The organism is Mesorhizobium sp. BH1-1-5 (genome assembly GCF_020165615.1).
In the GTDB taxonomy this organism is placed as follows: Bacteria; Pseudomonadota; Alphaproteobacteria; order Rhizobiales; family Rhizobiaceae; genus Mesorhizobium.
In genome coordinates this window covers 86,887-111,140 of record NZ_JAIUIM010000019.1, presented here as the reverse complement: position 1 = coordinate 111,140, position 24,254 = coordinate 86,887, and the positions used below count along the sequence as shown (strand labels likewise).

26 protein-coding genes are annotated in these 24,254 nt (G+C 64.3%); 11 read left to right on the top strand and 15 right to left on the bottom strand.

Annotated elements, in window-relative coordinates:
• Positions 1-106 precede the first annotated feature (106 nt).
• Positions 107-577: an RDD family protein gene (locus tag LB572_RS23935; RefSeq protein ID WP_224669452.1), complete on the bottom strand. Its 471-nt coding sequence runs from the start codon at positions 575-577 to the stop codon at positions 107-109.
• 108 nt (positions 578-685) lie between these two features.
• Complete coding sequence (locus tag LB572_RS23930; RefSeq protein ID WP_224669451.1) at positions 686-1,273, bottom strand: methyltransferase family protein; 588 nt, start codon at positions 1,271-1,273, stop codon at positions 686-688.
• Between the two features lie 273 nt (positions 1,274-1,546).
• Here LB572_RS23930 and sthA point away from each other — a divergent pair, with 273 nt between their 5' ends.
• Positions 1,547-2,935 carry a Si-specific NAD(P)(+) transhydrogenase gene (sthA, locus tag LB572_RS23925; protein ID WP_140804430.1) on the top strand — a complete coding sequence of 463 codons (1,389 nt, stop codon included), beginning with the start codon at positions 1,547-1,549 and terminating at the stop codon, positions 2,933-2,935.
• Positions 2,936-2,958: 23 nt separating this feature from the next.
• On the opposite strand, the gene LB572_RS23920 is transcribed toward sthA, so the two are convergent.
• The 5 genes from LB572_RS23920 to tet all read right to left on the bottom strand — a co-directional run bounded on the left by LB572_RS23920 (position 2,959) and on the right by tet (position 8,763).
• The gene (locus LB572_RS23920; protein ID WP_224669450.1) at positions 2,959-4,065 is read right to left on the bottom strand and encodes a hypothetical protein; all 1,107 of its coding nucleotides are present in this window, start codon (positions 4,063-4,065) and stop codon (positions 2,959-2,961) included.
• Positions 4,065-4,682: a 5-bromo-4-chloroindolyl phosphate hydrolysis family protein gene (locus LB572_RS23915; RefSeq protein WP_140804434.1), complete on the bottom strand. Its 618-nt coding sequence runs from the start codon at positions 4,680-4,682 to the stop codon at positions 4,065-4,067. The genes LB572_RS23920 and LB572_RS23915 overlap by 1 nt, the downstream gene beginning before the upstream one ends.
• Before the next feature lie 8 nt (positions 4,683-4,690).
• Positions 4,691-6,262: a VWA domain-containing protein gene (locus LB572_RS23910; RefSeq protein ID WP_224669449.1), complete on the bottom strand. Its 1,572-nt coding sequence runs from the start codon at positions 6,260-6,262 to the stop codon at positions 4,691-4,693.
• Between the two features lie 120 nt (positions 6,263-6,382).
• A complete protein-coding gene (locus LB572_RS23905; RefSeq protein WP_224669448.1) occupies positions 6,383-7,462 on the bottom strand; it encodes a toxic anion resistance protein in 1,080 nt (359 codons plus the stop codon).
• 101 nt (positions 7,463-7,563) lie between these two features.
• The gene (gene tet, locus LB572_RS23900; protein ID WP_224669447.1) at positions 7,564-8,763 is read right to left on the bottom strand and encodes a Tet(A)/Tet(B)/Tet(C) family tetracycline efflux MFS transporter; all 1,200 of its coding nucleotides are present in this window, start codon (positions 8,761-8,763) and stop codon (positions 7,564-7,566) included.
• A 75-nt stretch (positions 8,764-8,838) separates the two neighbouring features.
• Here tet and LB572_RS23895 point away from each other — a divergent pair, with 75 nt between their 5' ends.
• Positions 8,839-9,471, top strand: coding sequence for a TetR/AcrR family transcriptional regulator C-terminal domain-containing protein (locus LB572_RS23895; protein ID WP_224669446.1), 633 nt, complete (start codon positions 8,839-8,841; stop codon positions 9,469-9,471).
• Here LB572_RS23895 and LB572_RS23890 read toward each other — a convergent pair.
• Entirely contained in the window at positions 9,455-10,327 is an 873-nt protein-coding gene (locus LB572_RS23890) for an alpha/beta hydrolase (RefSeq protein WP_318014060.1), read from the bottom strand. The two genes, LB572_RS23895 and LB572_RS23890, sit on opposite strands and share 17 nt — an antisense overlap.
• Here LB572_RS23890 and LB572_RS23885 point away from each other — a divergent pair.
• A complete protein-coding gene (locus LB572_RS23885; RefSeq protein ID WP_224669445.1) occupies positions 10,320-11,519 on the top strand; it encodes an OpgC family protein in 1,200 nt (399 codons plus the stop codon). The genes LB572_RS23890 and LB572_RS23885 overlap by 8 nt on opposite strands.
• A gap of 54 nt (positions 11,520-11,573) precedes the next feature.
• Here the strand turns inward: LB572_RS23885 and LB572_RS23880 are convergent, their stop codons facing one another.
• A complete protein-coding gene (locus LB572_RS23880) occupies positions 11,574-12,653 on the bottom strand; it encodes a LacI family DNA-binding transcriptional regulator (protein ID WP_224669444.1) in 1,080 nt (359 codons plus the stop codon).
• A gap of 174 nt (positions 12,654-12,827) precedes the next feature.
• On the opposite strand from LB572_RS23880, the gene LB572_RS23875 reads away from it, so the two are divergent.
• On the top strand, positions 12,828-12,971 hold the full coding sequence (locus LB572_RS23875) for a hypothetical protein (RefSeq protein WP_181167102.1): 144 nt from the start codon (positions 12,828-12,830) through the stop codon (positions 12,969-12,971).
• A gap of 59 nt (positions 12,972-13,030) precedes the next feature.
• On the top strand, positions 13,031-13,168 hold the full coding sequence (locus LB572_RS23870) for a hypothetical protein (protein ID WP_224669443.1): 138 nt from the start codon (positions 13,031-13,033) through the stop codon (positions 13,166-13,168).
• 16 nt (positions 13,169-13,184) lie between these two features.
• Here the strand turns inward: LB572_RS23870 and LB572_RS23865 are convergent, their stop codons facing one another.
• Together LB572_RS23865 and LB572_RS23860 are read right to left on the bottom strand one after the other, a co-directional pair.
• On the bottom strand, positions 13,185-13,559 hold the full coding sequence (locus LB572_RS23865) for a DUF423 domain-containing protein (RefSeq protein WP_224669442.1): 375 nt from the start codon (positions 13,557-13,559) through the stop codon (positions 13,185-13,187).
• A gap of 38 nt (positions 13,560-13,597) precedes the next feature.
• Positions 13,598-14,854, bottom strand: coding sequence for an MFS transporter (locus LB572_RS23860; RefSeq protein ID WP_412033586.1), 1,257 nt, complete (start codon positions 14,852-14,854; stop codon positions 13,598-13,600).
• A gap of 106 nt (positions 14,855-14,960) precedes the next feature.
• Here LB572_RS23860 and LB572_RS23855 point away from each other — a divergent pair, with 106 nt between their 5' ends.
• Entirely contained in the window at positions 14,961-15,626 is a 666-nt protein-coding gene (locus tag LB572_RS23855; RefSeq protein ID WP_224669441.1) for a GntR family transcriptional regulator, read from the top strand.
• A gap of 115 nt (positions 15,627-15,741) precedes the next feature.
• Positions 15,742-16,713: a glycosyl transferase family 90 gene (locus tag LB572_RS23850; RefSeq protein WP_224669440.1), complete on the top strand. Its 972-nt coding sequence runs from the start codon at positions 15,742-15,744 to the stop codon at positions 16,711-16,713.
• A gap of 37 nt (positions 16,714-16,750) precedes the next feature.
• Here LB572_RS23850 and LB572_RS23845 read toward each other — a convergent pair whose 3' ends face one another.
• Positions 16,751-17,794: an aldo/keto reductase gene (locus LB572_RS23845; RefSeq protein WP_140804460.1), complete on the bottom strand. Its 1,044-nt coding sequence runs from the start codon at positions 17,792-17,794 to the stop codon at positions 16,751-16,753.
• Positions 17,795-18,053: 259 nt separating this feature from the next.
• On the opposite strand from LB572_RS23845, the gene ppk2 reads away from it, so the two are divergent.
• Positions 18,054-18,974 (top strand): polyphosphate kinase 2, encoded by a 921-nt coding sequence (gene ppk2 / locus LB572_RS23840; RefSeq protein ID WP_140804462.1) that lies wholly within the window; start codon positions 18,054-18,056, stop codon positions 18,972-18,974.
• A 177-nt stretch (positions 18,975-19,151) separates the two neighbouring features.
• Here ppk2 and LB572_RS23835 read toward each other — a convergent pair whose 3' ends face one another.
• From LB572_RS23835 to LB572_RS23825, 3 genes are all read right to left on the bottom strand, one after another.
• On the bottom strand, positions 19,152-19,799 hold the full coding sequence (locus LB572_RS23835; RefSeq protein WP_224669439.1) for a dihydrofolate reductase family protein: 648 nt from the start codon (positions 19,797-19,799) through the stop codon (positions 19,152-19,154).
• 152 nt (positions 19,800-19,951) lie between these two features.
• On the bottom strand, positions 19,952-20,983 hold the full coding sequence (gene hemB / locus LB572_RS23830) for a porphobilinogen synthase (RefSeq protein WP_224669438.1): 1,032 nt from the start codon (positions 20,981-20,983) through the stop codon (positions 19,952-19,954).
• 215 nt (positions 20,984-21,198) lie between these two features.
• Positions 21,199-22,020 carry a DUF2066 domain-containing protein gene (locus LB572_RS23825; RefSeq protein WP_224669437.1) on the bottom strand — a complete coding sequence of 274 codons (822 nt, stop codon included), beginning with the start codon at positions 22,018-22,020 and terminating at the stop codon, positions 21,199-21,201.
• Between the two features lie 59 nt (positions 22,021-22,079).
• Here LB572_RS23825 and LB572_RS23820 point away from each other — a divergent pair, with 59 nt between their 5' ends.
• From LB572_RS23820 to LB572_RS23810, 3 genes are all read left to right on the top strand, one after another.
• Complete coding sequence (locus LB572_RS23820) at positions 22,080-22,679, top strand: methyltransferase family protein (protein ID WP_224669469.1); 600 nt, start codon at positions 22,080-22,082, stop codon at positions 22,677-22,679.
• A 111-nt stretch (positions 22,680-22,790) separates the two neighbouring features.
• On the top strand, positions 22,791-23,834 hold the full coding sequence (locus LB572_RS23815) for an enoyl-CoA hydratase/isomerase family protein (protein ID WP_224669436.1): 1,044 nt from the start codon (positions 22,791-22,793) through the stop codon (positions 23,832-23,834).
• Positions 23,831-24,253: a DUF6163 family protein gene (locus tag LB572_RS23810; protein WP_140811088.1), complete on the top strand. Its 423-nt coding sequence runs from the start codon at positions 23,831-23,833 to the stop codon at positions 24,251-24,253. The genes LB572_RS23815 and LB572_RS23810 overlap by 4 nt, the downstream gene beginning before the upstream one ends.
• The last annotated feature ends 1 nt before the right edge of the window (position 24,254 follow it).

Sequence of the window (24,254 nt, the reverse complement as noted above, 5' to 3'; positions counted from 1 at the left end):
GGCCGGCGAAAAATTCAACAGGATTGTGCTGCCGCGACGGCGTCGGCCTGTTCATATTTGAGCACAAGCGAGGCGGCGGTTCGATGAACGCGGCCGTGGACACGCGTCAGATATCGGTGCGGGTGACCACGGTGCCGAGCAAAAGGTCGTGCAGCGTGCGCTTGCGGTCGGAGAACAGCGTGACCAGCAGCACCAGCGGCGTCAGGATGACGTTGCCGGCCCAGAACAGCACCGAGTGAACCACGGCCGTCATGCCGTCGATGCGGCTGCCGTCGAGCTTCTCCAGGCGGATGCCCATGATCTTCATGCCGGTCGTCGCCTGGTCGCGGCTGCCCAGCGTGTTCCAGATGTAGAGAATGGCGACCATGGGCACCAGCACCGAAAACAGCGCCCAGCCGAGGCCGAAGGTCAAAAGCCCGAGAATGGCGACCAGGATGGCGAAGGGAATGGTCAGCAGCGCGACGAAGAAATAGTCGAGCAGGAAGGCAAAGATGCGCCTTGTCCGCACCCCGCGATAGGCGCGGGTGTCCTCGAACCTGGTCATGATGATCTCGCCGTCCAATACGTGTGCGCTCATATCCGTTCCTCGATCGCGGCATCCGCTTGAGGATGCCTGTCGCCCTTGTCAGATGGTGAGGGCGGTCCGGAATTCAAGGAAAGTGCCCGCCGGCGGACGGGTGCGATATCAGAAGATGCCGGGACAGAGCCTGTAGCGAACTCGCGTGAGATAGTCGCGATATTCCTCCGTCAGCGCCAGGATGCGTTCCTCGCGCAGGATGCGATGGATCTGGAACACGGTGATGATCGCGTAGACGGTGAAATTGTAGATCGAGAAACTCGACAGCAGGAAAAGGATATGTCCCGCCAGATAGCCGGCATAGATCGGGTGCCGCACGAAGCGGTAGGCGCCGCCGGTGACGACGCCGCGATTGGCAGGCAGGATGGCGAAGGAGCGGCCGAGGGACATCTTGCCCCAGATCACCAGCCACAGCGCCAGGAATTGCAGCGGCGCCGCGATATAGAGCGGGATGATGGCGGCTCCGTCCTGGAGCGACACGAAACCCGAGCCGAAACCGGCCGTCAACGAGATGAATACCGTGAAAGGGCTCCAGTCGCGGACAATCGGTCGGCGTGCCAGGAGCAGCCAGGTGAAAGTCAGGACGTCGGATATCATCAGCAGCAGGATGTTCAGCCGGCCCGGATCGATGACCAGATGGCGCGCACCGCGATAGATGAAGACCGCGGCGACCAGCAGCGCGATGAAACGGAACAAGCCCTCGCGCAGGTCGGCGAGGGCCTCGCTGCTTCGCAGTCCGGACCAAAAACCAGTCTCTGCGCCAGGCAGCGCACCACTTTTGGAAATCGCCAACTCTGTTACCCCGGTCCCCTCGGCATGACCATTGCACGCAAGCCTTGCCGTCCGGTTAAGGTCTCGCATGCTTTTGGTTGCATTACGGATTCGTCTGCCCTGGGAATGGTGTGTTGCCTGTTGAACATGACATTCTTCCCGGTCTAGCTTGCTGCGGCGCACAAAGGGGACGGGGACATGGACTACGACATGCTGGTCATCGGCAGCGGCCCTTCGGGACGCCGCGCCGCGGTGCAATCGGCCAAACTCGGCAAGTCGGTGCTGGTGGCCGACAGGGGCCGGCGCCTGGGCGGTGTCTCGGTGCATACAGGCACCATCCCGTCGAAGACGCTGCGCGAAACGGTGCTCAACCTCTCGGGCTGGCGCGAACGCGGCTTCTACGGACGCGGCTACCGGGTCAAGCAGGACATCTCGATCAGCGACCTGGTCGACCGGCTGCACAAGACGCTGGACCATGAGGTGGAGGTGCTGCAGCACCAGTTCATGCGCAACACGGTGAGAAGCGCGCGCGCCGCGGTGAAGTTCCTCACGCCCAACAAGGTCAGCCTGACCGCCGACAATGGCGACTACAGCGAGATCGGCTTTGCCAACGCGCTGATCGCCGTCGGCACCCGGCCGCACCGGCCGGCCGACGTGCCCTTCGACAAGAAGCGCGTCTTCGACAGCGACGAGATGCTGGAGCTCCACCATCTGCCGCGCACGCTGACGGTGATCGGCGCCGGCGTCATCGGCGTCGAATACGCCACCATCTTTTCCGCGCTCGACGTGCCGGTGACACTGGTCGAGCCGCGCAACACCATTCTCGATTTCATCGATCGCGAGATCGTCGACGACTTCATCCACCAGATGCGCGACCGCGGCATGACCATCCGCCTCGGCAGCACCGTGAAGGAGATCGCCTCGAAGCCCGATCATGCCGAGGTGACGCTGGCCGATGGCCGCACCATCCGCTCCGAGATGGTCCTATACGCCGCCGGCCGCACCGGCAACGTCGCCAGCCTCGGCCTCGACCTGGTCGGCATCGAGGCCGACGCCCGCGGCCGCATCAAGGTCGATCCGCACACCTTCCAGACCAGCGTGCCGAACATCTACGCTTCCGGCGATGTCATCGGCTTCCCGAGCCTTGCCTCGACCTCGATGGAACAAGGCCGGGTGGCGGCCTGCCACGCCTTCGGCGTCAATCTGCCGCCGCCGCCCGAGAGCTTTCCCTACGGCATCTACGCCGTGCCGGAGATCTCGACCGTCGGCCTGTCGGAGGAACAGGTGCGCGACAGCGGCGCCCCCTACGAGGTCGGCCTGGCGCGGTTCCGCGAGACCTCGCGCGGCCATATCATGGGTGTCTCGAGCGGCTTCCTGAAACTGTTGTTTTCGGTCGAGACGCGCCGCCTGCTTGGCGCCCATATCGTCGGCGAGGGCGCCACCGAGCTCATCCATATCGGCCAGGCGGTGATCAACCTCGGCGGCACGGTCGACTTCTTCGTCAACAACACCTTCAACTATCCGACGCTGGCGGAAGCCTACAAGATCGCCGGCCTGGACGCCTGGAACCGGATGGGGCAGGGGTGAGGGGATCCGGCCGGGCCGGCCGGTCACACTTCCAGCCGCGACAGCAGCGAAAGCATCACGTCGGCCGATGGCATCGGCAGCACCGCCTCGATTTCCGCCGGCCGCACGCCGGCCACGGCGTCGGCATCGCCCGCCACGGTGCCGAGCGGCCCGCGGAACCCATGCTTCGACCAGGCGAGTTGCTGCAGCTTCGGGCTGGCCAGCGCTTCGAGCAGCGAGTCGACCGCCGGATCGATGACGATCAGCGGATGCGCCGAATAGACGGTGGGGCGCGGATAGAGGATCTCCGGCTTGGCGCCGGCGCCGGCCTGCACGCGCTGCCAGCGGACCGGATCGGCGAGCGCCCATTCCACGAGTTGGTTTTCGTAACCCACCACCATCGGCTCGGCACCCAGGCCTCCGGCGATATACTGATCGAACAGCTTGCCAGATGAGGACGATTTCAGGCCCATGCTGCGGAAGATCGACTTGGCCTCCTCGCCATGCTGGGCGAGCAGTTCCTGCGTGGCGACGTCGCCGCTCATCAGGCTGAGCACCAGACCGGAAAACATGAAGCCGGAATTGGACCGGTTGGGATCGGTGGAGACGATGCGGGCGCGGCCATAGAGCTCGGAAATGCCGAGATCCGACCAGTTCTTGCCGGCCAGGATCGCGTCGAGCAGCGCCTTGAGATCGAGCTGGTTGTAGCCGCCCTTGGCGGCGACGGTGACCAGCCCGCTCTTCTTCAGGCCTTCGACCACCGGCCCCCATGTGTAGACGACGATCGGCGAGTTGAGCACAACCTGGTCGTTGCGGATGGAAACGCCGCTCTTGCGCGCGAGGTCGACCATGATCGACGAGGACGGCCACAGGAATTGCGGCTTCTGCGTCAGGAGCGCAGGCTCGCGCACCATTTCGACCGAGCCGGCGACGCGGGCATCGAGCTCCAGCCCGTAGCCGCCCAGTGCGCTGATCACGTCGGGATCGGCGAGGAAGGCCTGCTTCTCGCCGCCGATGAAGCCGAACAGATGCGCGCGGTTGCCGAGATAGCCGCGGAACTCCGGCCGGTCCTTGAGCGTCAGGTAGCCGCCCGTACCGGCCGCGGCGGCGGCAAGCAGTCCCAGTCCGAATGCGCGGCGAGAAAGGGCCATCAGCGACCGATATCCTCTTTCAGCGACTCCTGGATGAGTCGAAGGTCAACATCGAGCGTACCAAGCTCGGAGTCCGCCTGGCTGTCGGCATAGTGGACGAAGGCGTCCTGCAACTTGGTGATCACCGCGCCGATCGTGGCGAGCCGCTGCTGGCTCGGCGCCCGGCGGTCGGCCAGCGTCGCATAGCCTTCCGCAACCTCCGCCGCCTGCGGCACGTAATAGGTCAGGAAGCGCCGGACGGAAGCCGCGCTTGCCGGCTTCGCTTCGACCTTGGAGATGACGTCGGCGGCGATGTCGGACAGGTTTTTCACCTTGGCCTTCATATCCTTGTCGGCGATCGAGCTGGCCGCCGCCGCCAGCCGGTCCGCGGCGGGCTGCGCCTGCGCCAGCAATTCGCGCGCGAACGCCACCTGGCCGCCGCCGATCGAGCGCAGGTCGAGCCCTTCGAAAAGCTGGCGCGGCGCCAGCACGAAGATCAGCCCGGCGAACACCAGCGCCGAGATCACCGCTGAGACCAGGAAGGGGAAATGGGTGAGGGTGCTGAGACCAATCAGCAGCGCGGCCGAAACCAGCCCCGCCACGATCCAGTTCCAGTCATTGCCGAACAAGCCGCGCATGATTGGCCTTAGTTGTAGCCGCGCGCGGCGCGGAAGGCGCCAGCAAGGTCGGCGCCGCCGTCGAAGACACGCGCCGAGGTCGCCTTGGCGAGACTGTCGAGCTGGCTCTTGTCGGCATCGCCGAAGGTGATGCCGAACACCGGCACCCGCACCAGCGCCTGGCGCCATTCAGCCAAGAACGGTTCGGCGCTGCCGTCGGTGCGGCCGTCCGTCATGATCACGATGGCCGGCAGGTATTTCGAAAGGTCGGGCGTGGCCAGGATCTTCTGCAGCGCCTGTGACGCGCAGGCATACATGTCGGTGCCGCCGCCGGCGCGTTGCTGCGCCACGTCGCCCAGCAGCTGGTTCTGGCCGGCCGGATCGCCGGTCGCGTCGAAGATGTCGCGCACCGTGCTGTCGAAAGGCAGCACGAAGATATGGTCGGAGGGCGTCCACTGCACCAGCACCTCGCTCGACTTTTCCGGCGTGAACAGGAATTGGGCGGCCTGCTGCAACTGTGTTTCGCCCTCATTCTCCATCGAGCCGGAGAAATCGAAGCAGAGCGCCGTCAGCGAAGGCTTGCGCAGCGCCTGCTGGTAGAGGTCGAGCGCCTTGCGGATCACCGCCGGCTCCGGCATGCGGATCGATGTCACCAGCCTGCCGGGGTCGAAATTCCAATCGGGCTCCGCCGTCGCCTGGACCGCAGCCCCGCCGAGCGGCAGCCGCCGGCCGGTGTCGGCGATGCGCTTGCGCACGGCGTCCGATTGCAGATAGGCAAGCAGGTCGGTGAAGAATTTCTCGACGTCGGTGCCGCGGCCGTGATCGATGAAGCCGAGCGGGGAATCGCCGACCGCCACGCCATCGGCCGGATAGACCGCATAGAGCGGCTCGTCGCCCATCTGCTTCAGCTTGTCGTTGGTCTCCTTCAGCGTCGCCTCGTAATTCCACATCGCGTCATAGAGCGTGCCCTTGCGCGCGGAATCGACATAGAGATCGGCCAGCCAGCCTGACGAACCGGAGGAGCGGGCGACGCCCTGCAACAGGGCGCCGACCGTGTCGTGCACGGAGGCGTTGTTGAGGTCGCCGGGCTCGATCACCTGCTTGCCGCCGAGCGCGCTGGACAGCATCGCCAGATAGGCGCTGGCGCCGGAATTCGACTGCGTTGCCGACGTCATCAGGAATTTGAGCTTGCCGTCTTTCACCGCGGCAAGGATGTCCTTCATGTACACGTCGTTGCCGACCCAGCCCAGTTCGGCGGCCTTGGATTTGCGCACGCCGAGGATGACCGGCATCTGCGCGATAGAGGTGAGGTTGCGTACCTTGCGGCCGGTATCGAACAGGTCGACCCAAACGCTCGATGCCGGCCACACCGCATCCTGGTCGAGGCCGGCGGGCTTCTGCAGGCCGAGGCCAATATCGAGCGAGCCCTGGTAAGAGATGGAGCAGGTCGCGCCCTGCTTGGCGCAGAACTCCTGCACGATCGGTTCCAGCACCGTGTTTTCGGAACCGGAGACGATCGAGAATTTGACATGGCTCGAATTGCAGGCGGCGAGCAGCAGCGCGGCCGCCAGCACCAGTACGGACGAAAGCTTCATTCGCATCGAGGCCCCGTCAGCCTTGGAGCCGGATGGTTTCAGGTCCACTTGACCTGAAACCATCCGGCTCCAAATCAAAGAGATAGAGCATGATGTCGTCCGAAAACCGCTTCACACTTTTCGGCATCATGCTCCGGTCAGCGCTTTCTTGAGGTCGGCGGTCATCTGGTCCATCTGCTTTTCGGCATCGGCCCGCTTCTGCCGGCCTTGCTCCTGGACCTTGAGCACACCCTGCACGGTATCGATCAGATCGCGGTTGGCCTGCGCCAGCGTCTCGACATCGACGATGCCGCGCTGCGCCTGCTCTTCGATCGAGATGGCCTGGTCCTTCATCATCTTCGATGTCTGGCGGATCATCTCGTTGGTGGCGTCGGTGACCGTCTTTTGCAGCTCCAGCGCCGACTTCTGGTTGGTCAGCCCAAGCAGGATGACCATCTTCTGCTTCCAGGCAGGCACCGTCAGCGCCGAGGTCGCCTGCAGGTTCTCGATCAGCGTCTCGTCGCCCGACTGCACGATGCGGATCTGCGGCAATTGCTGGATGCCGAGCTGGCGCGCCTGCACCAGATAGAAGATGCGCTTTTCCAGCCGGTCGAGCGCCTGCACCGCGTCCTGATAGGCCTGAGCCTCCAGCGCTCCGGCTGAATCGCTTGCCTTGGCGTCGGCCGCGGCCTTGAGCTTCGGCAATTCGTTGGCGCGGTAATCGTCCACGAATTTCTTGCCGGCCTGCGCATAGGCGTCGAGGTTGAGGATGGACTCCTTCGTTTGCTCGTGGAGGTCATCGAGCACGGCGATGTCTCGGCGCAGCGTGTCCTTGTGACGATCGAGCTCCAGGCCGATGCGGTCGATCTGCCCGGCCACATCCTCGTATTTATCCTTGAAGCGCTCGAGCCGCGCCTTGAACGAGGAGAACAGGTTGCTCAGGAACCCTTCCTCCTTCAGCGAGGCGGGGTCGAGATTCCGGGCTTTCATGATGATATCGGTCAGCAGCGTGCCGGTGTCGCCGAGATCGCGGTTGCGGATCTGCGACAGAATCTTGTCGGCATAGTCGCTGACCGCTTGCTGGGCGCGGTCGCCGAAGACCGAAATCGCCGCGCGGTCGCGGATATCGATGCCGCCTTCGATCCTGGCGACTTCACCAGGATTGGCCGCGATTACCGGCAATTTCGAAGTGTCGTCGAGCAGAGTGATGCTGTTCTCGTCGGCCATTCAGACCTCCCCGTGAGTGAACAGTATCTCGATAGACAGTGTGTGACAGACATATGACAGCAGGGCGGTACGCCGCTCTGGGTTGTGAAATGCCTGACCCTTCAACTCGTGCCTGGACGAGGCACCTCTACCCGCGTTGCGGCAGGCGACCGGGCGAGCAGCGGCAGGCAGATGAGATAGAGCGCGGCACCCGCGATCCACACCAGCCCGGGAAAGAAGCTGCGTGTGCGGAAATAGAGCGTTGCGATGGCAAGCGGCCCGACCACCGAGACCAGGCTGGTCATGCTGGTAAGCACGCCCTGCAGCCGGCCCTGGTGATCGGCGCCGACCCGTGACGTGAGCAGGGATTGCAGTGCGGGGGTGCCGATGCCGCCAAGGCAGAAGAGCGGCAGCAGCGCGAAGGCCATCCAGCCCCGCCAGGCAAGCGCGACCGAGACGTAGGCCGCGCTGTCGGCGAGGATGGCGACGAGCAGCGCGCGCCTTTCGCCCCAGCGCTCGGCGATCGGGCCGGCGACGAAGCCTTGCGCTCCGGCATGGAACAGGCCGAACAGCGCCAGCGAGATGCCGACGGTGAACAGGTCCCAGCTGAATTTGTCCTGGACATAGAGCACCCAGATCGTACCGCCGACCTCGCCGACGAGGCTGAGCACGGCGAAGGCGCCGAGCAGCGGCAGCAGGGTAGGGAAAGAAAAGGCCCAGCACAGCGGCGCCAGCGGGTTGAGCGACGGCATTTCCACCGGATTGCCGGCGCGTTTCGGTTCCGGCAACAGGAAGAAGGCGAGCGCCAGGTTCAGGCCGTTGAGGGCGGCGGCGGCCAGGAACGGCGCGCGCAGCCAGACGTCGCCCAGCACGCCGCCCAAAGCCGGGCCGGCAATGAAGCCGACACCGAAGGCAGCGCTCAAATGGCCGAAGCCGCGGGCGCGGCGGTCCTCTTCGGTGATATCAGCCATCAAGGCCGAGGCAACCGCCATGCTGGCGCCGGTGATGCCGGCGATGATGCGCCCGGCGAACAGCAGTGGCAGCGACGGCGCGAAAGCCATGAAGAGGTAGTCGGCCATCGCGCCCGCCAGCGACAGAAGCAGCACCGGCCGGCGGCCATACCGGTCCGAGAGCGCGCCAAGCAGGGGCGAGAACACCACCTGCATGGCGGCATAGACGGAGAGGAAGGCGCCAAAGATCCAGCCGATGTCATCGACATGGCCGACCGAACGCAGCAGGCCAGGCAGCACCGGCATGACCAGGCCGATGCCGACGGCGTCCATCGCCATGGCCATCAGCAAAACGAGATAGGCTCTTTTCACCGCCCGCTACTTTCCATTAATTTATCGTCGATAAGGGTAGACTCCTTATCATCGATAAAGAAACGGACGCAAGAGATGAAGCTGGACAAGCGACAGATTGTCGATGCGGCGCTCGACCTGTTGAACGAGGTCGGCATCGACCAGTTGTCGACGCGCCTGCTGGCGCAGCGGCTGAAGGTTCAGCAGCCGGCGCTCTACTGGCATTTCAAGAACAAGCGCGCCTTGCTTGATGCGATGAATGAGGAAATACTCAGGCGCGGTCACAACCACCCGATGCCCGCGCCCGGCGAGAGCTGGCAGGATTTCGTGCGCAGCAATGCGCGCAGTTTCCGCGGCGCGCTGGTTGCTTTCCGCGATGGCGCACGCGTTCACGCCGGCACCGAGGCCGAGCCCGGCGAAGTCGAGCGGTTCGAAAAATTGCTGCATTTCCTGGGCGATGCCGGTCTCAGCCCGGTCATGGCGCTCGAGCTTTTGATCTCGATCGGCCGCTACACGGTGGGCTGCGTCCTCGAGGAGCAGGCGGAATACCCGGCAGGTCCCGGCCGGGGCGCCGCGCTGGACGAGGCGGCAAGCGGCCTGCCTTTGTTCAGTGAGGCGCTCGCCCGTTACCGGGCCGGTGGCCACGCGGCGCTTTTCGAGAACGGCCTCGACCTGTTGATTGCCGGCGCCGAGGCCCGTTTGGCCGGCGCGGTCAGGCCGCCGGCATAGGACCCGCCAGCCACTGCCGTATGATCGCGGCGTCCGCATCGCCGAATTCATGACCCGAGGCAACGATGCGCGCGTCGACCTCGGCGTGGCGCTGGCTGAACAGTGTCACCAGGGCGGGCGCGAAAGGGCCATAAGTCTGGTCGGCTGCGCCGGCGACGATCAGCACGCGCGTTCCCGACAAGTCGGTCATCGGCGAAATGTCGAGCACCGGCATCGCCCGCAGTAGCGCCGCCCGCCTCACAAGACCGGGATGAAGCAGCAGAAGTGTCGAAACCAAATTGGCGCCGTTCGAGTAGCCGAGAAATGTCGCACGTTGCAGGTCGAGGCCATAGCACTCCGATACTTCCACCGCGAATTCGGCATAGGCGGCGGTCTCGTCGCGGATGCTGGCCTGTTCGAAACTTGTCGGCGTGATTCGCTCGAACCAGCGGAAGCCGTCGTCCTGGGGGATGCGCCCACGCGCCGCAACCAGCGTCACGTCAGGCGCGATCTTCCTTGCAAGCGGGATGAGTGTCGTTTCGTCCACACCCGATCCGTGCAACAGAAAAACGCATTTGCCGGTCGACTTTGCGGGCGTCACCACCCGGTAGCGAAAGCCGAGATCGCTGTGCAGGATGCTGTTTTCGTCGCTATATTCAGGAGCGCTCATATCCATTTGATTCCATAAGAGATTTGTTGATTTGCCGGCTTCAAAACGGAATATTTTCGCTCTCCGCGAAAGTTGATTGAACCATGCGCATTTCAGCCCGTTTCTGCGTCGATACACTCCCCTTGGGAGGAATCGAAGCGGTGCGCCCCGGGGGTCGCATTTGCTGGCTATGAACAACCAGCTTTGAGGCCTTTTGTCGATGATCACCCCTGTCCCTAACGATCGCGACAAGCGTATCGGAGAGCGCGATACGCGTATCGACGTGCTGCGCGCGCTCGCGCTGCTCACCATTTTCGTCGACCATGTGCCGGGCACGGTCTTCGAGAACTGGACCTACAAGAATTTCGGCTTCTCCGACGCGGCCGAAGCCTTCGTGCTGCTTTCCGGCATCTCGGTGGCGCTGGCCTACGGCACGAAGTTCAAGCCGGGCGGCAGATTGCTCGCGACCCTGAAGATGTGGCGGCGCGCAGGCGTGCTCTACATCTCCCACATCGTCATCACGATGGTGGTAATCGCGCTGTTTTGCGCTGCCGCGCTGTTCGTGCACCGGCCGGAAATGCTGACGATGATCAACATCGAGCCGTTGATGAAGAACACGCCGCAGGTGCTGCTCGGCATCGTCACGCTCGGCCATCAGCTCGGCTACAACAACATCCTGCCGGTCTATGCGGCGCTGCTTCTGGCGGCGCCTGCCTTCGTGCTGTTCGTCAGCTACCGGCCGGTGCCGGCGCTGATCGTGTCCGGCCTGCTCTGGCTCGTGGCCGGCATCTGGCAGATCGCGCCGCCGAACTATCCCGAGCCCGGCTTCTGGTTCCTCAACCCGCTGTCCTGGCAGTTCCTGTTCAATATCGGCCTTGCCGCCATGCTGCATGTGAAGCGGGGCGGGCGGATCCCGGTCAATCCCTGGCTGTTGGGCGCTGCCGGCATCTATGTCGTCGGCGCGGCGATCTGGGTGCACAGCCCGCTCTGGGGGCAGATCACGTGGTTCAACCTGCCGGTGGTGATCGGCGGCTTCGACAAGACCTTCCTGTCGCTGCCAAGGCTCCTGCACATCCTGTCGGTCAGCTATCTGATCGTGGTGCTGCCGGCGGTCTCCAACTTCTTCCGCGTCCGGCCCGACAATCCGCTGGCGATCCTGGGCAAGCGCTCCCTGCCGGTGTTCATCGCCGGCACGCTGCTTGCCATGGCGGCGCAGGTTCTGAAGCTGATCAATCCGGGCGGCCTCGCCTACGACACGCTGCTGATCGCGGCCGGCATCGCCATGCAGCTCGCGCTTGCGCTCTACCTCGAATGGCTTGCTGGCCTCGGCCCCTCGTCCCGCGCCAAGCCGGCGCGCGAGGAGCCTGCGCGTGCGCCCTTCGGCGCACAGCCGCTGCCGGCGAGGGCGGGTGGTTACTGACCGCATTGCAAGGAAAAGCGCCCGGCCTATCCGTGCGGAACCATCCGAACTTGCTCAGGCTTTCGGTGCCGGACCGGTCGAGCCTCTGACGACGAACTCGACCCCCATCGTCTCGCGCCGCACCGCGCCGTCATGGTCGAGGATCATGCGCGCGGCGCGGCGGCCGATCTCGGTGATCGGCTGCGCGATCGTGGTCAGCGGCGGCGTCGACAGCGCGCCGTCCGGCACGCCGTCGAAGCCGACAATGGAGACATCGCCGGGAACGTTGAGGCCTCGTCCTATCAGCCAGTCGATGGCGATCAGGGCCATGCGATCCGACATCGCCAGGATGGCGGTCGGCCGTTCGCCTGTGGCGAAGATCGCCTCGAGGCCAGCCCTGGTGCTCTTTTCCTCGTTCTCGGTCTCATAGACCGGGATTTTCGCCGTATCGATGCCGAAGCGGGAAAGCTCCTCGAAATAGCCGGCAAGGCGATCGCGCGTTCCGGTGTAGACGGCGCTGCGGACCGCTTCCGGCGTCGCGAAGCCGGTGCGGTTGTCGGCGAAGCCGAGCGACAGGACGGCAAAGCGGCGATGGCCAAGGTCGGCGAGATGGCGGGCGGCAAGCCTTGCGCCGGCGACATTGTCGACCCCGATCGCCGATACGGTCTCGTCCTGGAAGCCGAGCTCCAGCGCAACGAAGGGCAGCCTGCGCTCGCGCGTCAGGTCGACGAGGCGCGAGCCGCCTTCGATGCAGAACAGCACGAAACCGTCGACAAGCGCGCTCTGGATGTTCCAGGCGAGCTTTTCCTGGTTGGCGGCCGAGACCAGCGCGATGCCGGCGCCGGTGGCGTCGCAGGCTTCGGAAATGCCGGCCATCATCACGCGGGCGAAGGGATCGTCGAAGAAATAGGAGAGGGGCTCCGTGGTGGCGACGCCGATGGCGTTGACCTTGCCGGCGCGCAGCAGCCGGCCTTTCGGGTCCGGTCCGGCATAGCCCATCTGCTCCGCGACAGCCTTGACCCGCTCGCGCACTTCGGCGCGCACGATCTCGGGCCGGCTGAAGACATTCGAGGCCGTGCCATGCGAGACCCCGGCGGCCTTGGCGATGTCGGCCAGCCTGATCGGTCTTGCCTGGCCTTCGAGGAGTGATGCCATCTCGTTCCTCCGAATCCGGTCACGCCACGAACATGACCGCTGAATTGCTGCCGGTCATCTAACATTTTTGTTGGATCGATTCAAATTTCGGTTGACGTCGGGCAAATGAGGTCTATGATTTGAATCGATCCAAGTTCTGCTTCGTGACGGAGCGGATTTCGACAGGAGGGTGCCATGCATCCGGTGAGTTATTTGTTCGAGGACATATACCGCAACGACTGGGGCATCGCCTCGGTCATCGTCAGCGAGAAGCGGCGCGGCAGGTCGAGTCCATGGAGGCGCGCGCCGCGCTTTCTCGTGGAGCGCAAGCGCGGCTGATCTGCAGCCTTATTTCACGCCAGCGCATTGGATCGGTTCAATTCAAAGGAGGAGCAGCCATGCATCCGATTGGCCATCTGTTTCAGGACATCTATCGCAACTATTGGGGCATCACGCGCGGAACCGAGCAACCTGAGCGGCGCTGCGTGGATGGATTGCCTGTACGCCAGCGCAAGCGGCGTTTCGGCCGAAGATAGTTCAGGCAAAGATAGATCAGGGTCGCGGGCGCCACAGCGCCGAGACAGCGATCGCCAGCCAACCGGCGATCAGAAGGGTGCCGCCGATGGGCGCCGACATCGGGAACAGCCGCGCGCCGAGAAAATCGCGGGCAAGCAGATCGCCGCAGAACAGAAGCAGCCCCGCGAGCAGGACGATGCTGGCGATCCTGAGGCAGCGGTTGCCACCGGCAAGGCCGATGGCGAGGAACACCGGCGCATGCATCAGCAGGAAGTTGGCGGCGGTGCCGGTGAAGGCGCCGCCGCGATGCGCGGCGGCAGCCGACAGCGCCACGCCGGCGGCGCCGACAAGCCCGGCTGCCAGCACGAGGAGGCGGCTCCCGCCGTCTGATGCTTGCCCGGTAAGGCTCATCCTGGATGCTCCATGCTGCGGTTGGGCGGATGCGCCGGTCAAGACTCGCCGGCCTCCAGCAGCATATGCCGTGCGCGGCGCGACTGGACAATCCAGTTGTAGACCGCGCCGAGCGCCATCAGCACCGATGTGCCCAAAAACACCGCGCGCATGCCGAAATGCCCGCCGACGAAACCACCCGACAGCGGCCCGGCGACCTGGCCGACATATTGCGCCGAGATCGCCAATCCAAGCACATTGCCGCCGATCCCATCGGGGATGTTGTGGCGGATGACGCTGGTGATGCAGGGCAGCAGCCCGCCCAGCGCCAGGCCCATCAGGAAGCGCAGGCCGATCAACTGCCAGCCATTGGTGACGAAGGCTTGCGGAATGAGCAGCAATGCCGAGACGGCAAGGGCGCCGACCACGACGTTCCACTGGCCGACACGGTCGGCCAGCTTCCCCAGCCAGGATGAGGACAGGATGGTGCCGAGCGCCGCCGCCGACATGACGACGCCCGCGACCATGGTCACCTTGCTCTGGTCCTCGACGAGCTGCTGCACATAGACGGTGATGATCGGCTCGATCGACATGGTGGCGAAAGCGAGCAGCATGCCGGTGGTCAGCATGGCGACGATCGGCCGCTTGTCGGGAATCTGCGACCAGCCGCTTTTCGGCTTCGTCGCCGAGACAGGCTTGGGCGCCGGCGGATTCTCCTTGATCAGGAAAGTCGTCGCCAGGAAGGCCAGGAAGATCACGGCGCCGGAAAGCATGAAGGTCGCGCGGATGCCGATCAGCGGCGGCAGCAAGCCGCCGAGCAGCGGGCCGACCAGCGAACCGGCGGTGATGCCCGCCGCCAGCATGCCCAGCGCCCAGCCCGAGCGCTCCTTCGGCGTCTGCATGGCGACCAGGATCGTGGAGCCCGACGAATACCCCCCGGCGAAGCCGATCAGCAGCCGAAGCAGCACCAGTTGCCACACACTTTGAACCATGCCGGTCAGCGACATGCAGATCGCCATGCCGAACGAAGCGCGCACCAGCATCAGCTTGCGGCCATAGCGGTCGCCCAGCCGTCCCCATATGGGCGCGACCAGTGCCGCCGCGAAGAAAGTCGCGCCATAGGCAATGCCCGACCACTGCACGATCGCCGCATGGCCTTCGGCGCCGAGCTGCTCGACGTAAAGCGGCAGGAACGGCAGCAGCAGCGTCATGGCGACGAGCGTGCTGAACGAGCCGGCGAAGCAGACGGCGAGGTTGCGCCGCCAATGGATGTTGAAGCCGCTCTGTCCGGATTCGTTGGGCGTCATGTCACGCATGCCAAATGCTGGGTTGTTATAGATACCAACTTGGGATACCAAGCCGGTATTCGTCATGGACCTGACACTTGCCGCTGTCAATGCGGCTTCGGAAAGCGGGACGACAATGTCGCAGATGCAAAACGTCGAAAGGCAGCTTCGCGAAATGATCCTCGGCCTGGAGATCGGCCCTGGCGAGCGGCTGACCGAGCGCTGGATCGAGAGCCGGTTCGGCGCCTCGCGCACGCCGGTGCGGGCAGCGCTGCTGCGCCTGGAAACCGAAGGGCTGATCGGCCGCGACGGCCGTGGCTGGACTGTGGCGCCGATCAACCTCGCCGAACTCGGACAGATCGCCGTCTACCGCGAGGCGGTCGAGGTCGCCGCGGTTCGCCTGACGGCGGCGCTCGAAGACCGTGGCGGCATCGAGGTGATCGCGGCGATGCTCGATTCCTGCGACGCCGAGACGCCGCGCGAGGAATGGCATCGCGTCGGCATGGATTTCCACATCGAGCTGGCGAGGCTTTCCGGCAACGAGTTTCTGCTCAGGGCCGTTCGCGACGCGATGACCAGGCTGTCGCGGGCGCGCTGGCTGGAGGTGCGCGATGAAAAGGCGCTCGGCCGCGCCTGGGCCGAACATCATGCCATCCTTGCCGCCGTCAAGGCCGGCCACGCGGACGAAGCGGCGCGCCTGCTTTCCGCTCACATCGCCGGCAGCCGCGATCGGCTTGTCAGCTCCTTGCATGACGACCGGCGCGGCTTGCGCGCACGGGGATTTGCCGTGGTCGCGGCGTAAGATGTCGTGTGGCCATTCGCATTAGCAGGCTTGCAACATGGCCGGGAGAATGCTGTAGGAGACGAGGGGGATGAAGGCAGACTACCATTGACCATCTTGCTGAATTCGCGGACGCATGGCCACACTCTCACGAACCGCCGCAAAGCTGTTCTATTACGCGCGCAATTTCGCGCGTGACCGCGCACCGCAATCCCTGTTCCGAGACCGCCTGGCCAGCCGGCTCGATCAGGCCAGGCTTTCGGGCAAGACGGTTCGCGAGCGACTGAATTACTACAACAAGCTGGAACACGCGTTCGTGCCCAGCACGGACGCTTTAGCCGTCGGCAAGCTGCCGTCCGCTTCCAGCATGTATTATTACGATCTCAAGGAATTCGCCCGCTATTTCGATCCCGGCCTGCTGATCGATTTCGAATATGGCGATGTCGTCGGCATTCCGGAGGTGCCGAGGATCGTCAAGGACCGCCCCATCGGCGACGACAACGCCAACGGCGTGCTGATGAAGCTGAACAAGTTCCGCCACTTCTACATGCCGCCCGACAAGCTGTCTTTCGCCGACAAGCGGCCGATGGTGGTCTGGCGGGGGCATCTCAACAATCCGCTTCGCACCCGCTTCGTGGAAAAGGCCGCTGACCTGCCGTTTTGCGACGCGGGTTCCCACAAGCCCGACGCGCCGGACGGATACCGCAAGCCTTTCCTGAACATCGAGCAGCAGCGACGGTATCGCTACATCGTCTCGCTCGAAGGCAATGACGTCGCGACGAACCTGAAATGGATCATGAGCTCCAATTCGCTCTGCCTGATGCCGGAGCCGACCTACGAAACCTGGTTTGCCGAAGCCCAGGTCGAGCCCAATGTCCACTATGTGCCGCTGCAGCCGGATTTCTCCGACCTGGTCGACAAGGTGGCCTATTTCGAAAAGCATCCCGCCGAGGCGGGGCGGATAACGGCCGCCGCCAACGCCTATTGCCGCAAATTCGGCAATGAACGGGACGAGCAGGCGATCTCGCTGCTCGTCCTCTATAAATATTTCGTGCTGAGCGAGCAGATAAAGCCCGATCCGGAAGTCTGGCGCTTTATCGCCGGCTGAAAAGCCGTCTGCCGTTTCTTTGAAACGGTGAAACGCCTTAAGCGTGGGAGCGGTCGAGCACCTTGTCGGCCGGCCCGAAGCGGTCCCTGGCGGTGAACTGCTGGTGCCAGTAGGGATAGAGCACCGGCGGCCGGCTGACCACGTCGAGGCGCTGCCGTTCTTCCTCGGAGAGCGACAGGCTGGCCGCGGCGAGATTGTCCTTAAGCTGCGCCTCGTTGCGGGCGCCGATCACCAGCGAGCTTACAGCCGGACGGCCGAGCAGCCAGGCAAGCGCCACCTGCGCCCCTGAGACGCCGCGTGCCTTGCCGATGTCGACCAGCACGTCGACGATGCGCCACAGGCGATCCTCGTCGCGGATAGGCGGTTCCTTCCAGCCGCCGAGCTGGCGCGCGGTCGGGCTATCGCTTGTGTATTTGCCCGAGAGCAGCCCGCCCGCCAGTGGGCTCCAGACCAGCACGCCGAGGCCCTGGTCGACCGAGATCGGCAGCAATTCGTATTCGGCCTCGCGCGCTTCCAGCGTGTAGTGGATCTGCTGGGTGACGAAGCGGGCCTGATGGCGGCTGTCGCTGACGGCAAGCGCCTTCATCACCTGCCAGCCCGACCAGTTGGAGCAGCCGATGTAGCGGATCTTGCCCTGGTTGACTAAGGTGTCGAGCGCCGCGATCGTCTCCTCGACCGGGGTGAGCCCGTCCCACTGGTGGACGAAATAGACGTCGATGACGTCGGTCTTGAGCCGCTTCAGGCTCTTTTCGCACTCACGGATCAGATGGTGGCGCGACAGGCCTTCGTCATTGGGGCCGGTGCCGATGCGCATGCGCGCCTTCGAGGCGATCAGCACGTCGTTCTTGCGCTTGCCGCCAAGCGCCTCGCCGATGATCTCTTCCGACAGGCCGTTGGAATAGACATTGGCGGTGTCGATGAGGTTGATGCCGGCGTCGATGCAGGTGTCGATGATGCGCCTGGCCTCCGCGAGGTCGGAATTGCCGACGGCGGCGAACGGACCGGCGCCGCCGAAGGTCATCGTGCCAAGCGTCAATGTCGAGACTTTCAAGCCGGATCGGCCCAGCGTGCGGTATTCCATGTCGGTCCTCGCGATTTGATTGAAGAAGCGCCGTGGCGGGCGCCGGAAGAGGCGAGGGGATTTGTAGGACAATTCGCGCCGCTTGTCGCCCCGCCATCGATACGGGTCGATCACATATCTTCCATATCGATGCCGGCTGCCGGTCGATTGCAATAAAACCGTCATTGCGGCTCTGTATCTCAGTCGGCTTAAGGAATGTCCGTCCAGAGCAGGCACGGGTTCCGAAGCGACGATGGCTGACAGGAGACGGAGCTGCGCGATGAATGAGCTGAAACCGAATTCCGGGGCGAAGGACTGGCTCGAAGCCGAGCTCGAGGACACGCTCGACGAGGACTATGAGCTTGAGATTTCCGAACCGGCGCTCTCGCTCGAGATCGCCAAGATCTACAAGAAGTCGCATCCGCCTTCCATGGAGCGCATGACCTATTTCCGCGAGCTGCTCAGGCTGCAGTCCGAGCTGATCAAGCTGCAGTCATGGGTCGCCTACCACAAGAAGAAGCTGGTGGTGGTCTTCGAGGGCCGCGATTCCGCCGGCAAGGGCGGCGTCATCAAGCGCATCACGCAGCGGCTGAACCCGCGCATCGCCCGCGTCGTGGCCTTGCCGGCGCCGACGGAGCGCGAGAAGTCGCAATGGTATTTCCAGCGCTACGTGCCGCATCTCCCGGCCGGCGGCGAGATCGTGCTGTTCGACCGCTCCTGGTACAACCGCTCAGGCGTCGAGCGGGTGATGGGTTTCGCCGGACAGGATCAGGTCGAGGAATTCTTCCATGACGTGCCGGAATTCGAGCGCATGCTGGTGCGTTCCGGCATCACTCTGGTGAAATATTGGTTCTCGATCACCGACGAGGAACAGCAGATGCGCTTCCTGATGCGCGTCCACGATCCGATGAAGCAGTGGAAGCTGTCGCCCATGGACCTGCAGTCGCGCGTGCGCTGGGAGCAGTACACCAAGGCCAAGGAAGAGACCTTCGCCCGCACCAACATCAAGGAAGCGCCCTGGTTCATCGTCGAGGGCAACGACAAGAAGCGCGCGCGGCTGAACTGCATCGACCATCTGTTGCAGCAGATGCCATATGAGGAGGTTCCGCACGAGGACATCTCGCTGCCCGACCGCGTCTTCAACCCCTCCTACGAGCGCCAGGTCCTGCCGCGCGAGCTCTACGTGCCGGAGAAGTATTGAGGCGTCTCCCTTCTCCCTTGTGGGAGAAGGTGGATCGGCGCGCAGCGCCGAGACGGACGAGGGGTGTTGGACGGAATGAGGCGGTGGCGATTTTCAGCTTGTTGCCAAGCTGGAGCACCCCTCATCCGACCGAGCTTCGCTCGGCCACCTTCTCCTACAAGGGAGAAGGAAAGGGCGCTACGCCCGCCCGATCGTCACATGCAAAGCGTTCGCCGTCGCCACTTGCTCGGTGCAGCGATAGCCGAGCTTCACCATGTCGAGGCCGGCGAAAAGATTCTCGCCCGAGCCGAGCAGCACCGGCGAGACCGCCAGATGCATCTCGTCGATCAGACGTTCCTGGAGATATTGCCGGAGAGTCGAAACGCCGCCGCCGATCCGCACATCCTTGCCGCCAGCCGCGGCCTTAGACTGTTCGAGCGCCGAGTGGATGCCGTCGGTGACAAAGTAGAAGGTGGTGCCGCCTTCCATCGTGATCGGCGCGCGTTTGTAACGGGTGAGCACGAAAGTCGGAACATGATAGGGCGGGTTGTCGCCCCACCAGCCTTTCCACTTGTCGTCCGGCCACTCGCCGCGGATCGGCCCGAACATGTTGCGGCCGAGAATGTAGGCGCCGACATTCTCGAAGCTGCGGATGGCGAAGTCGTCATCGACACCGGTCGCGCCGCCGTCCTTGCCGATCACCATCTGGTGGAATGTCCGGGTGGTGACCAACCATTTGTGCAGGCTCTCGCCGCCGACGCCAAGTGGATGTTGGAGGGTCTGATCGGGGCCTGCGCCGTAACCGTCGAGCGACAAGGTGAAAGCGTTGACACGCAGCTTGGACATGATCGTCTCCACAACCAATTGTTTTTTGCAAGCGGTTATGGACTATCTTAACCGATTGCAGATTGCAAACAGTTGTTCTCGGATCGAGTGGGTTCAGCTGCAGGCTGGTGACGTCAACTGACTATGATCGCAAAGGGCTTATCGCCAGGCGCTTAGCCCTTCAGCATCTGCGCCACCACCGGCGCAAAATAGGTCAGCACGCCGTCGCAGCCCGCCCGCTTCAGCGAGAGCAGCGATTCCAGCATCGCCTTCTCGCCGTCGATCCAGCCATTGGCGGCGGCCGCCTTGATCATCGAATATTCGCCCGACACCTGATAGGCGAAAGTCGGCATCTGCAGCTCGTCCTTCAGTCGGCGGATGATGTCGAGATAGGGCAGGCCGGGTTTGACCATCAGCATGTCGGCGCCTTCGGCGAGGTCCTGCTCGGCCTCGCGCACGGCTTCATCGGAATTGGCGTGGTCGATGTAATAGGTCTTCTTGTCGCCCTTGAGCAGGCCGGCGGTGCCGACCGCCTCGCGATAGGGGCCGTAGAAGGCCGAAGCGAACTTCGTCGCGTAGGACATGATCGCCACGTCCTGAAAACCGTTGGCGTCGAGCGCGTCGCGGATGGCGCCGATGCGGCCGTCCATCATGTCGGACGGCGCGATGATGTCGGCGCCGGCCGCCGCCTGGATCACGGCCGCCGCGGTGACTTGGCTCACCGTCTCGTCATTGACGATGATGCCGTCGCGCAGGATGCCGTCATGGCCGTGGCTGGTGAACGGGTCGAGCGCGGCATCGGTGATGATGCCGATTTCCGGCACCGCGTCCTTGATGGCGCGCGTGGCGCGGTTGATGACGTTGTCGGGGTCGAGGATGTGCGAGCCGGTCTGGTCGCGCAGCGCAAGCTCGACGTTGGGGAAGGTGGCGATCGCCGGGATGCCGAGCTTGGCCGCGCGCTCGGCCTCCTTCACCGCGAGGTCGACGCTCAGGCGATAGACGTCCGGCATGGCGGCGATCGGCTCGCGCGTGTTCTTGCCGTCGATGACGAAGATCGGCCAGATCAGGTCGTTCACCGAAAGCTGGTTTTCCTGCACCAGCCGGCGCGACCAGTCGGCCTTGCGCATGCGCCTGAGCCGCCGGCTGCCGGTGATCTCGTCGACGCTGCGCGCGCCGGCAGGTTTTGCGGGGGTGAATTTGTTCATGGCCGAAACTCTCTTTTGGGTCGGCTTTTACCACGCGTCTCCGCCGCTGACCAATGCGACACGATTGTGCCAGCTCTGGGTGCAAGTTCCTCGCCCCGCCACGCGGGGAGAGGTGTCCGCGAAGCGGACGGAGAGGGGCTTTCGTAAGCTGCTCCCCTCTCCGTCTCGGCTTCGCCGAGCCACCTCTCCCCACTGCGTGGGGCGAGGAAACGCTCTCAAGGCTGCCCGTGCCCCGACAGGATCTGCGCGGTGCCCCTGATAGCAACCCGGAACGCCTCGTCGAAGCTGACGCCGCGCACCTGCCAGCGATAGGTCCTGCCGCGATCGGCCAGCCGCCAGTCGGCGATCCAGCCGAGTTCCTTGTCGCTCCACACGATGCTGCCGGCAAGCGCCCGGACCGCTCCCGCTTTCTTCGCGAGCTTGTCGAGTCTTGTCATATCGGCCCCGGAAAGCGCCTTCTCACCGAGGCCGCCAAGTTGTCCGGCCTTGGGAAAGGTGATGCGCATCAGCAGCGGACCGGCGGCATTGGCGAAGGATTCGCGCATCGCGTTGCCCTGATCCTCATCCGCCGTAAGCATGAAATGCCGAGAACCCTGCTCGGCGGTCATGAAGACGGCGATCGGCGGGCGCTCGCCGAGCCAGGGCCTGCTGCCGAGCTGCGCCAGCAGCTTGTCGACGACGGCCGGCTTGTAGATGCAGGTCAGGTCGTGCGGCCTGTCATGCGTACCTTGCTCGTCATGGATCGGGATGCCTTCGAGCCGGTCGCGATAGCGGAAGGATTGCACGAAGTCGGCCGCCTTGTCGCGCAGCGCCAGCATTTCCGGCTTCTGCGTCAGGCGCTGGTCGCCCGAGACCTTGACCAGTACCTTGTCGAGGCAATCCTTGAAGCCAACCTGCCGGTTTACCTCGCCCGTGCCGGTGACGATCGCCTGCGCCTGGTACAGCTCCGCGGACGCCGCGGCGATGACGGGGAGAGCGATGAGGCAGGCGGCGATCATGCCGATCGCCGCAGCCGCGAGGCGGGAAAATCCGGGCATGGCTTGCCGTCCGGTTCAAGATGCCCATTTTCTAGCACCGGGCGCGTGCGGTGGCCAAGATGGATTGCCGGCTAACCGAAGGAGCAGGGCATGACCTTGATCTGGTTCACATGAGCTTCATCTGGTTCATCTACGCCGCCTGGCTGCTGCTGATTATTTATCTTACCGTTCAGGCGATTGGCGTGAAGCGCGATACCGGGCCGCATCTGCTGCAGAGCTTTGGGTTGATGTTTGCCATGATCGTCGCCTTCCTGCTGCCACGCCTGCCGCTGTTCGGCTTCGTCAATTTCGCCCCTGTGAACGCGCTGGTGAGCGGCATTGGCGCGGTGGTCGCCGTCGCCGGCATGGCGCTCCTGGTCTGGGCGCGGCAAATTCTCGGCCGCAACTGGAGCCAGACCGTCTCGGCCAAGCAGGAGCACGAGCTGGTAAGGTCCGGTCCGTACCGCGGCCTGCGCCATCCCATGTACACGGGCGGCCTGCTCGCATGCCTGGGCTCGGCGATCGTGGTGGGCGGCCCGTTCGTTTTTCTGTTCGTCCTGCTCGGGGCGATTTTCATCTGGCGGGTCGGCGCCGAGGATCGGCTTCTGGAGCGGCAATTTCCCGATGAATTCCCCGAATATGCGCGCCGCACGAACGCGCTCATCCCATTCGTCTGGTAGACTGCTCGCCGCGAAAGACGCTGCCTTATCCTTGGCACCCGACAATTGACGTTGGCCCGGTCGCCGCTTAGCACTTCTCCTCCCGCAGGCGCGGGGGAGGATTCTCTCATTATGGATTTTGGCGGAGGCGACGAGATCCGCTTCAAGCGGCTGGGCAAGGCCGGCGTGGTCACGTTGACCCGGCCCAAGGCGCTCAACGCCGTCACGCACAATATGGTCAAGGCGCTCGGCAGGGCGCTCGACGCCTGGGAGCAGGATCCGGGCATTGGCGTCGTCGTCGTCAAGGCCGAGGGCAGGGCGTTTTCCGCCGGTGGCGATATCCTGCACATCTACGAGGCCGGCCGGGCCGGCAGGCCACCCGTCGACTTCTTCGCCGACGAATACCGGCTCAACGCCCGCATCGCGCGCTTCAAGAAACCCTATGTGGCGCTGATCGACGGCATCGTCATGGGCGGCGGCGTCGGCATCTCCTTCCACGGCTCGCACCGGGTGCTGACCGAAAACGCGCAGTTCGCCATGCCGGAGGTCGGCATCGGCTTCTTCCCCGATGTCGGCGCCAGCCATTTGCTGCCGGATCTGGGCGGCTCTTTCGGCATGTATCTCGGGCTGACGGGCAATCGCATCCGCCATGGCGACGCGCTGTGGTCGGGGCTGGCCACCCACACCATCAAGGCCGAAGACCAGGCAGGCCTGCTCGACGAGCTGGCGACGAGCGGCGATGCCAATGCGGAGCTGCGCGATTTCTTCGTGCCGGCCAAACGCGAGACGGAGCGGCAGGACCTGGAAGCGATTGCTCGACACTTCTCGCAGCCTTCGCTCGCCGACATTGTCGCCAGCCTGGAGCGGGCAGCGGCCAAAGATGCTTTTGCCGCAAAGACGCTGGCGACGCTGAAGACCCGCTCGCCGACCAGCCTCAACGTCGCCTGGCGCCAGGTCAGCGCGGGATCGACGCTGTCGATGGACGAATGCATGAGGATGGAGTTCCGGATCCTGAACCGGATGCTCGCCGGCCATGATTTCTATGAAGGCATCCGCGCCGCCATCATCGAGAAGGGCTCGACGCCGAAGTGGCGCCCGGCCGGACTGGATGAGATCGGCACGGCCGATATCGATGCTTATTTCGCGCCGCTCGGGGACAAGGAACTCACCCTGTGAGCGAGGTCACCTCCAGGCGCGTGGTGCTGCAGCCCTCGACCACCGAGGTCATCTTCGCCTGGTTCCAGCGCGTCATCGCCGGCTATTGCCTGTTGTTCGGCATTCTCTACTGGATCCGCCTGATCGGCATCTATCCGGGCGAGCTGTGGCGCTTCGACCTGATGCCGGTGCACTGGCAGGTGGCGGCGGCGACGCTGGCCGTCTTCTTTCCCTTCGCCGCGGCAGGCCTGTGGATGCTGGCGTCCTGGGGGCCGGTGATCTGGTTCATCTGCGCGGTGACCGAGACGGTGATGTATGCCGGTTTCCCCGACCTGTTCGGCCACCGCATGCTGATCGTGATCTCGCATGCCTGCGTGGCCTTGCTCTACATCGTCTTTCGCGTCACCATCTGGCTGCAGAAGCGCCAGCTTCGCCAATGAG

Excerpts from the sequence above, each read along its gene's own strand:
- LB572_RS23865 (WP_224669442.1), bottom strand. The coding sequence starts at position 13,559 with ATGAGCCTTACCGGGCAAGCATCAGACGGCGGGAGCCGCCTCCTCGTG.
- LB572_RS23870 (WP_224669443.1), top strand. The coding sequence starts at position 13,031 with ATGCATCCGATTGGCCATCTGTTTCAGGACATCTATCGCAACTATTGG.
- LB572_RS23875 (WP_181167102.1), top strand. The coding sequence starts at position 12,828 with ATGCATCCGGTGAGTTATTTGTTCGAGGACATATACCGCAACGACTGG.
- LB572_RS23815 (WP_224669436.1), top strand. The coding sequence starts at position 22,791 with ATGGATTTTGGCGGAGGCGACGAGATCCGCTTCAAGCGGCTGGGCAAG.
- LB572_RS23910 (WP_224669449.1), bottom strand. The coding sequence starts at position 6,262 with ATGCGAATGAAGCTTTCGTCCGTACTGGTGCTGGCGGCCGCGCTGCTG.
- LB572_RS23920 (WP_224669450.1), bottom strand. The coding sequence starts at position 4,065 with ATGGCCCTTTCTCGCCGCGCATTCGGACTGGGACTGCTTGCCGCCGCC.
- LB572_RS23855 (WP_224669441.1), top strand. The coding sequence starts at position 14,961 with ATGTCGCAGATGCAAAACGTCGAAAGGCAGCTTCGCGAAATGATCCTC.
- LB572_RS23935 (WP_224669452.1), bottom strand. The coding sequence starts at position 577 with ATGAGCGCACACGTATTGGACGGCGAGATCATCATGACCAGGTTCGAG.
- ppk2 (WP_140804462.1), top strand. The coding sequence starts at position 18,054 with ATGAATGAGCTGAAACCGAATTCCGGGGCGAAGGACTGGCTCGAAGCC.
- LB572_RS23915 (WP_140804434.1), bottom strand. The coding sequence starts at position 4,682 with ATGCGCGGCTTGTTCGGCAATGACTGGAACTGGATCGTGGCGGGGCTG.
- LB572_RS23845 (WP_140804460.1), bottom strand. The coding sequence starts at position 17,794 with ATGGAATACCGCACGCTGGGCCGATCCGGCTTGAAAGTCTCGACATTG.
- LB572_RS23860 (WP_412033586.1), bottom strand. The coding sequence starts at position 14,854 with ATGCGTGACATGACGCCCAACGAATCCGGACAGAGCGGCTTCAACATC.
- sthA (WP_140804430.1), top strand. The coding sequence starts at position 1,547 with ATGGACTACGACATGCTGGTCATCGGCAGCGGCCCTTCGGGACGCCGC.
- LB572_RS23825 (WP_224669437.1), bottom strand. The coding sequence starts at position 22,020 with ATGCCCGGATTTTCCCGCCTCGCGGCTGCGGCGATCGGCATGATCGCC.
- LB572_RS23880 (WP_224669444.1), bottom strand. The coding sequence starts at position 12,653 with ATGGCATCACTCCTCGAAGGCCAGGCAAGACCGATCAGGCTGGCCGAC.
- LB572_RS23850 (WP_224669440.1), top strand. The coding sequence starts at position 15,742 with ATGGCCACACTCTCACGAACCGCCGCAAAGCTGTTCTATTACGCGCGC.
- hemB (WP_224669438.1), bottom strand. The coding sequence starts at position 20,983 with ATGAACAAATTCACCCCCGCAAAACCTGCCGGCGCGCGCAGCGTCGAC.
- LB572_RS23835 (WP_224669439.1), bottom strand. The coding sequence starts at position 19,799 with ATGTCCAAGCTGCGTGTCAACGCTTTCACCTTGTCGCTCGACGGTTAC.
- LB572_RS23905 (WP_224669448.1), bottom strand. The coding sequence starts at position 7,462 with ATGGCCGACGAGAACAGCATCACTCTGCTCGACGACACTTCGAAATTG.
- LB572_RS23885 (WP_224669445.1), top strand. The coding sequence starts at position 10,320 with ATGATCACCCCTGTCCCTAACGATCGCGACAAGCGTATCGGAGAGCGC.
- LB572_RS23820 (WP_224669469.1), top strand. The coding sequence starts at position 22,080 with ATGGATTGCCGGCTAACCGAAGGAGCAGGGCATGACCTTGATCTGGTT.
- LB572_RS23895 (WP_224669446.1), top strand. The coding sequence starts at position 8,839 with ATGAAGCTGGACAAGCGACAGATTGTCGATGCGGCGCTCGACCTGTTG.